11 protein-coding genes are annotated in these 14,471 nt (G+C 58.9%); 7 read left to right on the top strand and 4 right to left on the bottom strand.

Annotation, left to right across the window (positions count from 1 at the left end; genetic code table 11):
• Positions 1 to 18: 18 nt before the first annotated feature.
• The gene (locus tag ACR0J4_RS08180) at positions 19 to 837 is read right to left on the bottom strand and encodes a ferritin-like domain-containing protein (RefSeq protein WP_170641365.1); all 819 of its coding nucleotides are present in this window, start codon (positions 835 to 837) and stop codon (positions 19 to 21) included.
• Between the two features lie 85 nt (positions 838 to 922).
• The gene (locus ACR0J4_RS08175) at positions 923 to 1,384 is read right to left on the bottom strand and encodes a peroxiredoxin (RefSeq protein WP_170373998.1); all 462 of its coding nucleotides are present in this window, start codon (positions 1,382 to 1,384) and stop codon (positions 923 to 925) included.
• A gap of 68 nt (positions 1,385 to 1,452) precedes the next feature.
• Here ACR0J4_RS08175 and ACR0J4_RS08170 point away from each other — a divergent pair, with 68 nt between their 5' ends.
• The 4 genes from ACR0J4_RS08170 (at position 1,453) to ACR0J4_RS08155 (ending at position 7,996) form a co-directional block, all read left to right on the top strand.
• The gene (locus tag ACR0J4_RS08170; RefSeq protein WP_480668360.1) at positions 1,453 to 4,836 is read left to right on the top strand and encodes a YhdP family protein; all 3,384 of its coding nucleotides are present in this window, start codon (positions 1,453 to 1,455) and stop codon (positions 4,834 to 4,836) included.
• Between the two features lie 41 nt (positions 4,837 to 4,877).
• Positions 4,878 to 5,924, top strand: coding sequence for a tRNA preQ1(34) S-adenosylmethionine ribosyltransferase-isomerase QueA (gene queA / locus ACR0J4_RS08165; RefSeq protein WP_170641363.1), 1,047 nt, complete (start codon positions 4,878 to 4,880; stop codon positions 5,922 to 5,924).
• A 112-nt stretch (positions 5,925 to 6,036) separates the two neighbouring features.
• Complete coding sequence (locus ACR0J4_RS08160; RefSeq protein ID WP_170466251.1) at positions 6,037 to 7,317, top strand: MFS transporter; 1,281 nt, start codon at positions 6,037 to 6,039, stop codon at positions 7,315 to 7,317.
• Positions 7,318 to 7,417: 100 nt separating this feature from the next.
• Positions 7,418 to 7,996 carry a DUF924 family protein gene (locus tag ACR0J4_RS08155; protein ID WP_170373995.1) on the top strand — a complete coding sequence of 193 codons (579 nt, stop codon included), beginning with the start codon at positions 7,418 to 7,420 and terminating at the stop codon, positions 7,994 to 7,996.
• On the opposite strand, the gene ACR0J4_RS08150 is transcribed toward ACR0J4_RS08155, so the two are convergent.
• A complete protein-coding gene (locus tag ACR0J4_RS08150; RefSeq protein WP_170640748.1) occupies positions 7,993 to 8,427 on the bottom strand; it encodes a hypothetical protein in 435 nt (144 codons plus the stop codon). The two genes, ACR0J4_RS08155 and ACR0J4_RS08150, sit on opposite strands and share 4 nt — an antisense overlap.
• A gap of 216 nt (positions 8,428 to 8,643) precedes the next feature.
• On the opposite strand from ACR0J4_RS08150, the gene lpdA reads away from it, so the two are divergent.
• Positions 8,644 to 10,038, top strand: a complete 1,395-nt coding sequence (lpdA, locus tag ACR0J4_RS08145) for a dihydrolipoyl dehydrogenase (protein WP_170640746.1) — start codon at positions 8,644 to 8,646, stop codon at positions 10,036 to 10,038.
• Between the two features lie 134 nt (positions 10,039 to 10,172).
• Here the strand turns inward: lpdA and ACR0J4_RS08140 are convergent, their stop codons facing one another.
• Positions 10,173 to 11,558 (bottom strand): dipeptidase, encoded by a 1,386-nt coding sequence (locus ACR0J4_RS08140; RefSeq protein ID WP_170640744.1) that lies wholly within the window; start codon positions 11,556 to 11,558, stop codon positions 10,173 to 10,175.
• A 328-nt stretch (positions 11,559 to 11,886) separates the two neighbouring features.
• On the opposite strand from ACR0J4_RS08140, the gene hemA reads away from it, so the two are divergent.
• Both hemA and ACR0J4_RS08130 read left to right on the top strand, forming a co-directional pair.
• A complete protein-coding gene (gene hemA / locus ACR0J4_RS08135; protein ID WP_170747371.1) occupies positions 11,887 to 13,110 on the top strand; it encodes a 5-aminolevulinate synthase in 1,224 nt (407 codons plus the stop codon).
• Between the two features lie 129 nt (positions 13,111 to 13,239).
• Positions 13,240 to 14,436, top strand: coding sequence for a helix-turn-helix domain-containing protein (locus ACR0J4_RS08130; RefSeq protein ID WP_170640741.1), 1,197 nt, complete (start codon positions 13,240 to 13,242; stop codon positions 14,434 to 14,436).
• The last annotated feature ends 35 nt before the right edge of the window (positions 14,437 to 14,471 follow it).

Here is a 14,471-nt window from a genome sequence, read left to right as displayed (position 1 = left end):
CGAAATTAACCTTTAACCTCAGTCTGAGACCTGACCCGGCGCGGGCATGTCCTCAGCTAGCGGCCAGTAGAAGTCCGGCGGCAATCCTGCCTCGGCGCGCTTTTCTTCGTTAAAGGGCGGTTTCAAGGCACCGTGGAAATAGCGCCGAACCAATTGGTGGAAGAAGTCCTTGGGGTCGGCGTTTTCGCGCCCACAAAGAAAATGGAACCACTTGGAACCATAGGCGACGTGGCCGACCTCTTCCGCATAGATCACCTCGAGTGCAGCGATGGTCTGTTCCGCCTTTGCCTTGCGAAAGATATCGATCATGCCGGGTGTGACGTCCAGCCCGCGTGCCTCTAGCACCATGGGAACCACAGCAAGGCGGCCCATCAAATCCTCAGCGGTGTCTTCGGCGGCGCGCCACATGCCCGCATGGGCGGGCAGGGCTCCGTAAAAGCTGCCCATCTGTTCAAGACAATCACAGACCATCTCGAAATGGCGCGATTCTTCTTCGGCGCATTTGACCCAGTCATCGTAAAAACCGATCGGCATGGGCACGTGACCGAAGCGGGCAATGATGTCCCAATGCAAATCCACCGCGTTCAGCTCGATATGCGCAACGGCGTGCAAAAGCGCGATGCGTCCGGCCTCGGACCCCGGTTTGCGTTTTGGCACTTCGCGGGGTGAGAGCAGCTCGGGCTTTTGAGGGCGTGCAGGGTTCAAAGGCGGGGTGGCGGTGCCGATTTGAATCGCGTCACCTTCGCCCTTACGCGATGCGAACCAAGCGGCGGCATGGCGTTTGGACAGGGCGGTTTTCTCCCGCCCGTCTGCTGTTGTCAGAACCTCGGTTGCCATCTGGGTCAGTGTTCTGGGCACTGGTACGCTCCGCCTTGTCGTGTTGAGGCCGGGATAGACCGGATGGCGCGCGGCGTCGAGGGGGCTACATCGCCTTTACGGCCTCAAGCACCGCATCCACGTGGCCCGGCACTTTGACCTTGCGCCAGACCTGCGCGATGCGGCCCTCGGCGTCTATCAGGAAGGTCGATCGCTCGATGCCCATGGATTTGCGGCCGTACATGTTTTTTTCGACCCAGACGCCGTAATCCTCGCAGACGGTCGAGTTTTCATCCGACAGCAAAGGCGTGGTCAGGTCGTGTTTGGCGACGAACTTGTCATGTTTGGCGACGCTGTCGCGCGAGATGCCGAAGACCTGAGCGCCCGCATCGGCAAAGGCCTGAAGCTGTTCCGAAAAACCGATGGATTCCTTGGTGCAGCCCGGCGTATCATCGCGGGGATAAAAGAATAAAACGACGGCACTGCCGCGCAGATCCGCGAGGGATACCTCACCACCGCCGTCTCGGGGAAGGGTGAAATCAGGGGCCATGTCTGAAACGTCGGGCATTGGAAACTCCGCTAAAGGTTTTTAAACGCTGTCCGATATCATAGGGCAACGCGGACGGGTTGAAAGGCGTGGAACGCAAATTGGTGCAGCAGGATCAGGACAATAGCGAAGAGGCGGGTCAACCGAAACGCCGCCGCTCGCGCCGTCGGACGGCGGGCATCTGGACGTTGCGCGGCGTTGTTTTGCTGGTCGTTCTGGCTGTGGTCACGGGTTTCATGGTTCTGGGCCAGCGTATGCACGCCCCGGCCTGGCTACGCAGTCACGTTGAGGCGCGGTTGGAGGAGAATCTGGGTGGCCTCCAGATCCGCTTTGGCGATGTCAGCTTTATCATTCACGAAGGCTGGCGGCCCCGTTTACGTCTGACGGATGTGTCCATCAGCGATCAGGCCGGACAACAGATCGCCCAAGTGTCGGATATGCGGGCCAGTCTGGCGATGCGGCCCTTGCTGCGCGGTCATGTGCGGCCCAAGCGGATCATACTCAGCGGGGCGCAGATCGCCCTGACCCGAGGTGAGGACGGTGCGCTGACGCTGACAGTGGGCACTGGCAGCGCGCCCGTGCAAAGCGCGTCGAACCTGGCCGAATTGATCGAGGCCGGGGATGAGGTGTTCCTGTCTCCGGCCCTGTCTGCGCTGACCTCAGTGCAGTTGGATGCGATCACGCTGGACTATCGCGATCTGCGGTTGGGGCGGTCCTGGATACTAGACGGCGGCCATATTCAGCTGACCCGCAATGACGATGACATGCGGCTGGCGACCGGATTCTCGGTCCTGTCCGGGCGCGATTTCGCCAGCCGGATTGAGGCGAATTACACCAGTATTCTAGGTACGCCCGAAGCACGTTTTGGCGTGACGATCACCGATCTTCCAGCCGAGGATATATACGGCCAAAGCCCGGCATTGGCGTGGTTGCAGGTTCTGAAAACGCCGATCTCAGGCGCGGTGCGGGGCAGTGTCGATGGCTCAGGAGCTTTCGGCCCTGTTTTCGCGACGCTCAATCTAGGCGCCGGGGCGGTGCAGCCGAATCCAGAGACACGCGCCATCCCGTTCGACTCCGCGCGCACCTACTTCACCTATGATCCCAACCGGCAGGAGTTGGACTTCAACGAGGTCTCGATCGATTCCGCCTGGGGATCGGTGCAGGCCGCGGGCAAAGCCTATCTGCAAGGGGTGGAAAACGGGACGCTCGACAGTCTGGATGGGCAGTGGAGCCTGACGGGGATCAACGTCAACCCGGCCAACCTGTTCCCCGAGCCGCTGAACCTGAAAAGGGCGGATCTGGACGTTCAGATGAAATTTGCCCCGTTCCGGCTGCGCGTTGGTCAGATGACAATTGAGGATGGTGGCCACCGCGTGCGGGCCTCGGGTCTGCTAGTCGGTCTGGCGGACGGCTGGTCGGCCGATCTGGACGCGCATCTGAACCATATGGACTCTGAAGAAGTCCTAAATTATTGGCCCGAGCGTTTGGCGCCGAAGCCGCGGGAATGGGTGACCAAAAACCTTTCCAAGGGCGCCTTGTCGGATATGGATTTCGCGCTGCGTCTGCGGCCCGACAACAAACCCGATATCTATCTGGATTTCGGGTTCGAGGATGCCACCATCCGTTTTGCCAAGACCCTGCCTCCGGTCGAAGGCGCGCAGGGGCAGGCCAGTCTGATTGTCGACCGCTTTACCGCAACCGCGCAGCAGGGTGTGGTGATGGCCGATCAGGGCGGGGCCGTGGATGCATCGGGAACGTCCTTCATCATTCCCGATACCGAAATCAAAAAAAATACGCCGGGTATTGCACGGATAAGTGCGACGGGGGGTGTCACTGCCGCGCTATCCCTACTGGATCGCCCGCCCCTCAGCCTGCTCAGCAAGGCAGGACTGCCGGTCGATATGGCCGAGGGAAATGTGGCAATTACGGGCACGTTGTCCTTGCCGCTGATCAAGGGCCTAAAGTTTCAGGACACGCAATTTCACTTTGCGGGCAAGCTGGGAGACCTGAGCAGCGACCGTCTGGTACCGGGATTTTCCGTCAGTGCACCGATGCTGGAGTTGTCCGGAGACCAGACTGGAGTGCAAATCGAAGGGCAGGGCCTGTTCGGCGATGTGCCCGCGCAGGCCAAATGGCAACAGCCGATTGATGGCGAAACGGCGCAGCGCAGCACTGTGACGGGGCAGATTGAGCTGTCTCAGCGTCTGATGTCCGAATTGAAGGCCGGGTTGCCACAAAGCTTCCTCAGCGGGTCTGGCACGGCTGATTTTACGCTCGGTATCGGTGCAGGCGCACCGCCGCAACTGTCGGCCTCATCCGATCTGGTTGGCGTCACGCTGGCTATCCCCGAGCTGGGATGGCGCAAGCCCGCGTCGACCAGCGGCACGCTGACTGCTGATGCAACACTGGGCGATGGGTTGAAGGTTGATGCCCTGAACCTACAGGCGGCGGGGTTGCGGACCGCAGCGTCTATCACCTTTCGGGACGGCGATTTTGACCGAGTTTCCTTCAGTTCCTTCGATCTGGGCAACTGGCTGGCTGTTCCGGCCGAACTGATCGGACGGGGCAACGCCGCACCCGACATTCGCGTTCTCGGCGGGGTGCTGAACCTGGGCCGCGCCACATTCGGCGGGTCCGAGGGTGGCGGCAGCGGGTCGGGCGCTGGCCCGAATCTCGACGTAACGCTTGACCGCCTCCAAGTCACTGAGGGCGTGGCGCTGACCGGCTTCAAGGGCACGTTTCAAACGACCGGAGGGGTCAACGGCACCTTCAACGCCCGTGTCAACGGAGGGGCTGCCATGCAAGGCCGCCTAACCCCGCGGGGCGCGCGGAGCGCGGTAGAGCTGACCTCGAACGATGCCGGCGCCGTCTTGCGCTCGGCGGGTTTGCTGACGCAAGCAAGGGGCGGAACGTTGGACGTACAGTTGGAACCGGTAGCGGCGGCTGGTAGCTATGACGTGATCCTGAGTATCGTCAGCACCCGTATTCAGGATGCGCCTGCGATGGCTGCGCTGCTGAACGCAATCAGTCTGGTCGGGTTGCTGGATGAGATGGCTGGCCAGGGCATTTTCTTCTCGTCCATCGACAGCCGGATGCGGATCACCCCGACAGAGGTCAAGATCCTCAGTGGAAGTGCTGTTGGCCCGTCCATGGGCCTGTCTTTTGATGGAACAGTGAATACGGTGGCCGGGACGCTGAACCTGCGGGGCGCCATTTCCCCGATCTACCTGCTAAATGCGGTCGGCAGCGTCTTTACCAAAAAGGGCGAGGGGGTCATCGGGTTCAATTATTCCCTTACGGGGCCTTTGGCAGACCCGAAGGTCTCGGTGAACCCTCTATCGGGCCTTGCGCCGTTGTTCCTGCGCAACCTTCTGCGTCCTCCCGCCCCGACGGTTTCAGATGGGCCGAATGCCCAACCGCGCAAACCTGACGAACCCAAGCGTACTTACGGAGCCCCAAAAAGCGACCGTTAGGGGATATGGCCGAATCTCTCGTGGCCTTGTATGGCGCGGCCATGAAACTCAGCGATTTTGATTTCCACCTGCCCGAAGACCTAATTGCGACCCGGCCCGCCAACCCGCGCTCGTCAGCGCGCTTGCTGGTGGCTGAATGCGAGGCGATCTCGGACAGCCATGTGTTCGATCTCCCCAACTGGCTTCGCCCCGGAGACCGGCTTGTGTTGAACGATACGCGCGTGATCCCGGCAAGGCTCAGCGGGCGGCGGCATCGCGAAAGCGCGCAGGGGCCGGTTTCCGCCGCGATCGAAGCGACGTTGCTGGAGCCTCAGGCGGATGGGTCCTGGAGCGCGCTGATCAAGCCGTTGAAAAAGGTCAAACCGGGCGAAGAGATCGTGTTCTCCGACGATCTCAGTGCGACTCTGGACCGGGTCGAGGACGGGCAAGCCTATCTCCAGTTTAACCTCAGGGGTGAGGATTTCGACGCCGCCCTTGAACAGGCCGGTGCTATGCCTTTGCCACCGTACATCGCCGCCAAACGTCCAGCGGATGAGCAGGACAAGACGGATTACCAAACCATCTGGGCGCGCAACTCGGGCGCGGTGGCCGCACCAACCGCGTCGCTGCATTTTGACGATGCGCTGATGGCGGCACTGGCCGAGCGCGGGGTGGAGTTCAGCCACGTGACCCTGCATGTGGGCGCGGGCACGTTTCTGCCGGTGAAGGTCGAGGATGTGACAACCCACAAGATGCATGCCGAATGGGGCCGGGTCAGCCAGCAGGCCGCTGATGAGATCCGCGCCACCAAGACGGCAGGCGGCCGGGTGGTCCCGGTCGGCACCACAGCGCTGCGCCTGATCGAAAGCGCCGCGCGCAGTGGGCGGATTGCACCTTGGGAAGGGGAAACCGACATCTTCATTTATCCGGGCTTTCAGTTCCACGTGTCGGACGCACTGATGACCAACTTCCACCTGCCCAAATCGACCCTGCTGATGCTGGTTTCGGCCCTGATGGGGCAAGAGCGTATGCGTTCCGTCTATGCCCATGCGATTGAACAGAAATATCGCTTCTTCTCGTATGGGGATTCATCCCTTCTGGTCCCCTAAAACCCTCAGCCGCGACACTGTCAGACAGGGAATGTCGTAGACAGGCGCGATCTGCATTTGTTTTGATCACATAACGACTCGCAATTCAACTTGGCACATCCCGGAGGCCCAAATGATTCAGGTTCTGTCCACCGCTTGGGCGCTTCTTCTCGGTATGGGATTGCTGATGGTCGGCAACGGCCTGCAAGGTACGATTCTGGGTGTTCGCGGTGAAATCGAAGGTTTCTCGACCCTCGAAATGTCTTTTGTGATGTCGGCCTATTTCATGGGATTTCTGGGCGGATCGCGCCTCGCGCCTGAGATGATCCGCAGGGTTGGCCATGTGCGTGTCTTCGCAGCCCTGGCCTCGTTCATTTCCGCGGTCATGATCATGTATCCGATGCTGACCGACCCGATCGCGTGGTTCCTGGGGCGTGCCGTGATCGGCTTCTGTTTCTCGGGCGTGTACGTGACCGCTGAAAGCTGGCTCAACAACGCGGCCAGTAATGAGAACCGGGGGCAGGCGCTGTCGCTCTATATGATTGTGCAGATGCTGGGGATCATTTCGGCTCAGGGGTTGGTTCTGCTGGGCGATCCCGCAGGGTATGAAACGTTTGTGATCGCGTCGATCCTCGTTTCTGTCTCGTTCGCGCCGATCCTTTTATCGATTTCTCCAACCCCTGCATTCGACACCACCAAACCCATGACCCTGCGCGAGTTGATGGGCAAATCCCCCTTGGGCTGTGTCGGTATGTTCCTGTTGGGTGGCGTGTTTTCGGCACAGTTCGGTATGGCGGCGGTCTATGGCGCGCGCGCCGGGCTGAGCCTGATCGAGATTTCGACCTTCGTGGCCGCCTTCTACATCGGCGCTATCGTGCTGCAATACCCGCTGGGATGGTTCTCGGACCGGATGGATCGGCGTTTCCTGATCCTACTGGCGGCAGCCATAGGCGGTGCCAGTGCCGTAGCTGGCATGCTATTCGGGGTGAATTTCCCGATCCTTCTGGTTACCGCTTTCTTTATTGGTGGTATGTCAAACCCGCTCTATTCCCTGCTGATCGCCCATACGAACGATTTTCTGGATCGTGAGGACATGGCCGCTGCATCTGGTGGTTTGCTTTTCATCAACGGTTTGGGCGCGATTGCTGGCCCGCTGATTACAGGGTGGTTGATGGGGGACGGGATCTTTGGACCTCCGGGCTTTTTCCTGTTCATCGCGGCGTTGCTGTTCGCGATGGCCGGCTACGCAATGTATCGCATGACGCAGCGCGCGGCGATCCCAGTCGACGAAACCGGCACCATGTCGCCTCTGTACCCGTCCGCATCCCCCGTTGCGCTTGAGGTGGCCCAGGAAGTGGCCATCGAAGCCGCCGAGGCCGAGGAAGACGCACAAGATGTTTCCGCTAACGCCTAAATATGTCCGAAATGTAGTAATATTTTACTGTTACAAATCTGTAAAACAGCCTTAAATGACCTTACGTCCCTGGGGAGGGCAACACACGGAGTTAAGGGCAATGGTTGGTCCTGAAGACGTATTGAGTTTTTGGTTGGATGAGGTCGGCCCCAAGGGGTGGTACATGCAGGACGACGCGCTGGATCAGCAGATCCGCGACCGTTTCCTGACCACTTGGGAAGCCGCGGCAGAGGGCAAGTTTTCGCTCTGGCTGACATATCCCAGCGGGTCGCTGGCCTATATCATCCTAACAGACCAATTCCCGCGCAACATGTTCCGCGGCGAGGCACGGGCTTTTTCGTCGGATCGGGCGGCTCTGGCCGCAGCGAAATGTGCGGTGGACAAGGGCTGGGATATGAAAATCGACGAACCCGCGCGGCAGTTCTTTTATCTGCCGATGATGCATTCCGAGAACCTGTGTGATCAGGAACGCTGTGTGCGTCTGATTTGCCAGAACCTCAGCAGCGAAGATTCCAGCAACCTGCTGCACGCGCGCGCGCATCGTGAGGTAATCCGAAAATTCGGACGCTTCCCCTATCGGAATGAGGCCCTGTCACGTACCCCAACCGTGCATGAGACCGCCTATGTCGACATGGGCGGCTATGGCGCCACTGTGCGCGAGTTGCAAGCAGCCGGTTAACTTTCGGGCCCGCATCCGCGGATAGCAATGATCCGGTCGGCTACCACGTCGGCCGAGGTCTCAATTGCATGGTCAATTAATTGGTCAGGTGATTCCGCCAACTCTGCAAACCGGGTCTGAACGGTATGCAGCTTGGTTTCTATCGTTTCCAGCTTGTCCAGCGTATTGGACATTCGCAGAGAAACGACGGTGTTGCTCACCAGACCGTCCTCTTGAATGCGGGCCAAATCACTGCGCAGTCCGGAAAGCTGCTCGCGAATACCCTGCGCCTCGTCCCGCAACGGGGTGACAACTTGCAGTTTTTCCGACAGGCCCGAGGTGACATCCTCGACGGTCGAGGCCAGTTTCCACCCTAAAAACAGGCAAAGCGCGACAAGGATCAGCGTTGCATTCAGAAGTGCAAGGAGAAGGTCTTTGAGGGTCTTGGCCATGATAAGTCTTTCGAATGCTTTGTGAATATAAGACGGGCGGAGGCCCTGGCTGTTCTTTTCTAGCCTTTGAAAAAGCTTGGGTATAGGCTGAAAACTGCACGTATCGACCATTACATACCGACGTCGCTTTTGTCGCGGTATGTCTATATTGATGCGCTGTGAAAAATAGTTTAATGCTAAACTAAATTTCAAACCGACCTGGGCCGAGAGGGACACATGGCTGAAAAATCTTTTGATCTGATCGTAATCGGTGCTGGTCCGGGCGGCTATGTGGCCGCAATCCGCGCGGCACAACTGGGCCTCAAGACCGTCGTGGTCGAGCGAGAGCATCTGGGCGGCATCTGCCTGAATTGGGGCTGCATTCCCACCAAGGCTATGCTGCGGTCTTCGGAGGTCTTCCACCTGATGGAGCGCGCAAAGGACTTTGGTCTGACGGCGGACAAGTTCGGTTACGATCTGGACGCGGTGGTCAAACGCTCACGTAGCGTTGCCGGCCAGTTGTCGGGTGGGATCGGCCACTTGCTCAAGAAGAACAAAGTCAGTGTCGTGATGGGCGAGGCGACGATTACCGCAAAAGGCAAAGTCTCAGTCAAAACCGAGAAGGGCACCGAAGAGCTGACCGCCAAGAACATCGTCCTCGCCACCGGCGCACGTGCGCGTGAGCTTCCAGGGTTGGAAGCAGATGGCGATCTGGTCTGGACCTACAAACACGCACTGCAGCCGCCGCGGATGCCGAAGAAACTGCTTGTCATCGGCTCGGGCGCCATCGGGATCGAATTCGCCAGCTTCTACAACACGCTGGGCGCGGATACGACCGTGGTTGAGGTGATGGACCGCGTGCTTCCGGTTGAAGACGCCGAAATCAGCGCCTTCGCGAAGAAAGCCTTCACCAAGCAAGGCATGACCATCATGGAAAAAGCGATGGTCAAGCAGCTTGATCGCGGCAAGGGTAAGGTTACCGCGCATATCGAGGTCAAAGGTAAGGTCGAGAAGCACGAGTTCGATACGGTAATCTCGGCCGTTGGCATTGTCGGCAATGTCGAGAATCTGGGACTGGAAGCACTCGGCGTGAAAATCGACCGTACTCATGTTGTGACGGATGAGTTCTGCCGCACCGGCGTTGATGGTCTCTATGCGATTGGCGATATCGCCGGCGCGCCTTGGTTGGCTCATAAAGCCAGCCACGAAGGCGTCATGGTAGCAGACCTGATCGCAGGCAAACACGCGCATCCGGTCAAACCCGAGAGCATCGCAGGTTGCACCTATTGTCACCCACAAGTGGCCTCGGTCGGCTATACCGAAGCCAAAGCTAAAGAGCTTGGCTACGACATCAAGGTCGGCCGCTTCCCCTTCATCGGGAACGGTAAGGCGATTGCGCTAGGAGAACCTGAGGGCATGATCAAAACGATCTTCGACGCCAAGACTGGTGAGCTGTTGGGTGCGCATATGATCGGCGCGGAAGTGACCGAGATGATTCAGGGCTATGTTGTCGGTCGCCAGTTGGAGACGACGGAAGAAGACCTGATGAACACCGTCTTCCCGCATCCTACACTGTCAGAAATGATGCATGAAAGCGTTCTGGATGCGTATGATCGCGTGATCCATATGTAAGGGGTCGGAGGCGCAGCCCCCGCCGCGGCAAGCCGCGTCCCCCCGGGATGTTTATAGCCAGATGAAGCATGGGATCCGCCCTTCATCTGGCCGAAAATACCTCGGAGCGCGAGGCAGAGCCTCGCAAAAGACTTCTACGAGTTCAAAGCATCGAGAATGCGGGCCCATGAGCGAATGCCCTTGTGGAAGCTTTTGACATCGTATTTCTCGTTCGGAGAGTGGATGGCATCGTCGTCATTGGCGTAACCCACCAGCATCGAATCCAAGCCCAGAACGGTGTCGAAGTAACCAACGACCGGGATTGAGCCGCCCATTCCGGTGAACACAGCCTCGCGGCCCCATTCGTCAGATAGCGCAGCGCGGGCTGCTTCGAATTCAGGGCGATCGAGATTCATGACAGAGGCTGGGGACCCTTCGAGGTCATTGTCCCAGACAACTTTGGCATCCGGGGACAGGCGCTCCTCTACATGTTTACGGATTTTGTTGCGCAAGGCGTCAGGGTCCATGTCACCGACTAGGCGGCAGGTGATTTTGCAATGGGCCTCTGACGGGATCACCGTTTTTGATCCGGCACCGTTATAGCCTCCCCAAAGACCGTTGACCTCAAGCGTGGGGCGTGCCCATTGCTGTTCCAGCGTGGAATAGCCTTTTTCGCCATGCGGTTGGCTATATCCCACCGAGTTCAGGTATTCGGCTTCGTCGAAGCCGCAGTTTTCCCACTGGCGCAGCTGATCTGCCGGGACCTCGTGAACGCCCTCGTAGAAACCTCCAACAGCGACCCGTCCGGTCTCATCGTCATAGAAAGAGGCTACGATCTTGGACAATTCGCGCAGCGGGTTCAGGCCGGGGCCACCGTAGTGGCCGGAATGCAGGTCGATGCGGGGGCCTACGATAGTGAACTCATCCTTCAGCATTCCGCGCAGTTGCGACGCGATGGAAGGCACTCCGCGTGACACCATTGAGGTGTCGCAAACAAGGGCCAGATCGGCCTGCAATTCGTCTTTATTCGCTTCGAGGAACGGAACCAGCGAGGGCGAGCCTGATTCCTCTTCACCTTCGAAGAAAAAGGTGATGCGGCAGGGCAGGGTGCCGTGGACTGCTTTCCAGGCGCGGCAGGCTTCGACAAAGGTCATCAGCTGGCCCTTGTCGTCGGACGATCCACGGCCGCGGATGACGGGTCCGTTTTCGGTCTCCTCGATGGCGGGGTCGAACGGATCGCGGTTCCACAGGTTCAGCGGATCGACGGGTTGCACATCATAGTGCCCATAGAACAGCACATGTGGGCCTTCGCTGCCCTCACCCACATGACCCACGACCATAGGGTGACCGGGTGTTTCGCGCTTTTCTGCTGCAATACCAATGCTCTGCAAGTCCGAGACCAGCCAGTCGGCAGCCTTGTCGACATCCGCCTTGTAAGCGGGATCGGTTGAGATCGACTGGATGCGCAACAGCTCCATCAGGCGGTCGATCGAGGTTTGCAGATCAGAGTCGATCCGGCTCAGCACGGCGTCTAGCGACATAACAGGGCTCCTGCTTGGGAATGATTTGCGCGAACCCTATCAGTGTTGGCGCTGCCGTCCAGAGCAGAGTGCGCAGCACGAGCCCCGTAGTGAGTGGCCGAAGTTAAGCTTCTTTACCTGCGTCGTTTCCCCGCGTCTTTTAGACGTAAGTTTACTTGCTGCGCGGCTATGAAGCTTATATTTGATGCAAATCAAAGTTGGGTTCTGACGAACGGCTTTAGACTGGCCGAACGTGCGAACACAAAGCTGCTTTAGGGGCGATGTCCTGTAATGTAGCGGAATACTGCTTTGGGTGAGGGGTTTGCCCGAGGCGATCAAGGAGGGTCCGTTGGACTATACTGCTCAGCTCGATTCAGCGATTGCCAGGCTGCATGACGAAGGACGTTACCGGACCTTCATCGATATCGAACGCCGCAACGGGCACTTCCCGCATGCCGTTCGGACCCGTCCCGATGGAACGCAACAGAACATTACCGTGTGGTGCGGCAATGACTATCTTGGCATGGGCCAGCACCCGGTTGTCCTGAACGCAATGCACGAAGCCGTCGATGCGGCCGGTGCCGGTTCGGGCGGGACGCGCAACATCTCGGGCACGACTGTATATCACAAGCGTCTTGAGGCTGAGCTGGCCGATTTGCATGGCAAAGAATCCGCTCTGCTGTTCACCAGCGCCTATATCGCCAATGACGCGACGCTTTCGACCTTGCCGAAACTGTTCCCGGGTCTAATCATCTATTCAGATGAGCTGAACCATGCCTCGATGATCGAAGGCGTGCGGCGCAATGGCGGCGCCAAGCGCATCTTCCGCCACAATGACGTCGCCCACCTGCGCGAACTGCTTGAGGCAGACGACCCCAAAGCCCCCAAGCTGATCGCTTTCGAGTCGGTCTACTCCATGGACGGTGACTTTGGTCCGATCGAAGAGATTTGCGATCTGGCTGATGAATTCGGTGCCTTGACGTATATTGACGAAGTCCATGCGGTTGGCATGTACGGCCCGCGCGGTGGTGGTGTGACGGAACGTGATCGTCTGGCGCATCGCATCGACATCATCAATGGCACTCTGGCGAAAGCCTATGGCGTGATGGGGGGCTATATCGCCGCCAGCGAAAAGATGTGTGACGCCGTGCGTTCCTACGCGCCGGGGTTCATCTTTACCACCTCTCTGCCGCCTGCTGTTGCGGCTGGTGCGGCGGCCTCGGTCGCGCATCTGAAAGTGACGCCGGAACTGCGTGAGCAACATCAGACTCAGGCCAAAATCCTGAAACTGCGCCTGAAAGGCTTGGGCCTGCCGTTGTTCGACCATGGCAGCCACATCGTGCCTGTTATCGTCGGTAACCCAGTCCATACCAAAATCCTGAGCGACCGCTTGCTGGACGATCACGGTATCTATGTGCAACCGATCAACTTCCCCACGGTTCCGCGTGGTACAGAACGCCTGCGCTTCACCCCATCTCCGGTCCATGGACCCGGTGAGATGAAGCGTCTGGTTCAGGCGATGGACGAACTTTGGTCACATTGTGCGCTAAATCGCGCCGAACTTGCCGGTTAACCTCACGCTAAAGTGTGCAACGTGTTTGCCGCGTGTTAAGCTTACGCTAACAAAATAAGTGGACGAATCGTTATGGGGATGATTCGCCATGAGCGTGAAACACGCGACAGGCAAAATGGGGCGGCAGGAATGATTGGGCGCAGATCACAGCGCGATTCCGAAGAAGGTTTAGAAGTCAGACCAAAGGGTTTTGACGACTACGAAGTACGGCTTGGTGATCAGATGCGCGGCGAACGCGCCACCATGGGCAAATCCCTTCTGGATGTTCAGCGCGAACTGCGGATCAAAGCCAACTACATCGCTGCAATAGAAAACGCCGATCCTGATGCGTTCGATACACCCGGCTTCATCGCCGGGTATGTGCGTTCTTACGCCCGGTATCTGGGCATGAACCCGGATGAGACCTTTGCCGCCTTCTGCAAGGAGAGCGGATTTGAGGTCGCGCATGGCATGTCCGCCGAGGCATCGGTCGTGCGCAAACCGACCGGAGATCTTCCGGCCCGCGGCCCGATGGGGCGAGATCCGTTTGTGTCTCCGAACACGCCTTATATTCCAGGCAAAGAGTCGTTCGTCAGTCAGGTTGAACCGCGCGCGATTGGCTCGTCCCTGGTCTTGCTGGCCGTTATCGGCGGTATTGGCTATGGCGGCTGGGCCGTGCTGAACAAGATCCAGCAGGTGCAGGTCAGCCCGGTTGAGCAAGCCCCCGTGGTTCTGTCGGATCTCGACCCCCTTGATGCGGCGCGTAGCACTGAGATCGTCGAGACCGCCTCGACCGAAGCACTGGATCGCCTCTATCGTCCGCAAGCCTTGGATGTTCCGGTGATGGTCGCGCGGGATGCTCCGATTTCCACGCTTGACCCACGGACCGTCGGCACATTCCGTCCGCCGGAACTGCCCGAGGTTCAGGTCGCCGAATTGCACACGGTTGAACGCCCGGCTTTGCCGCAGGTGGTCGAGCAGTTGGATACGACTTTGAAAATTGTCGCCGTGAACCCTGCTTGGATGCGCGTCACCGCCGCCGATGGCAGCGTGATCTTCGAAGGTACGCTCGGCACGGTAGAACAGGGCAGCGTGTTCGAAGTGCCCCTGACCGAAGAACCTCCTCTGTTGCGGGCCGGCGCATCGGGTTCGGTGTTCTTTTCGATGAATGGTGAACATTTCGGACCGGTCGGTGCGCCGGGTACCGTGGCGAAAGGCGTCGTCCTGTCCAAGGACGCAGTGGCTGAGACCTATGCCGTCGCCGATCTTGAGGCTGAACAGAACAGTGCCCTCAAGCAACTGGTTGCCGAGCTTCAGACGCAAGCAGCGGACGAGCCTGCCGAATAGTCTTGCCATTGCTCAACTGCGGTTGCCGAACTATC

Source organism: Ruegeria sp. B10 (assembly GCF_056539825.1).
The sequence above is the reverse complement of the archived record's forward strand: the minus strand, read 5'-3'. Positions and strand labels throughout refer to the sequence as shown.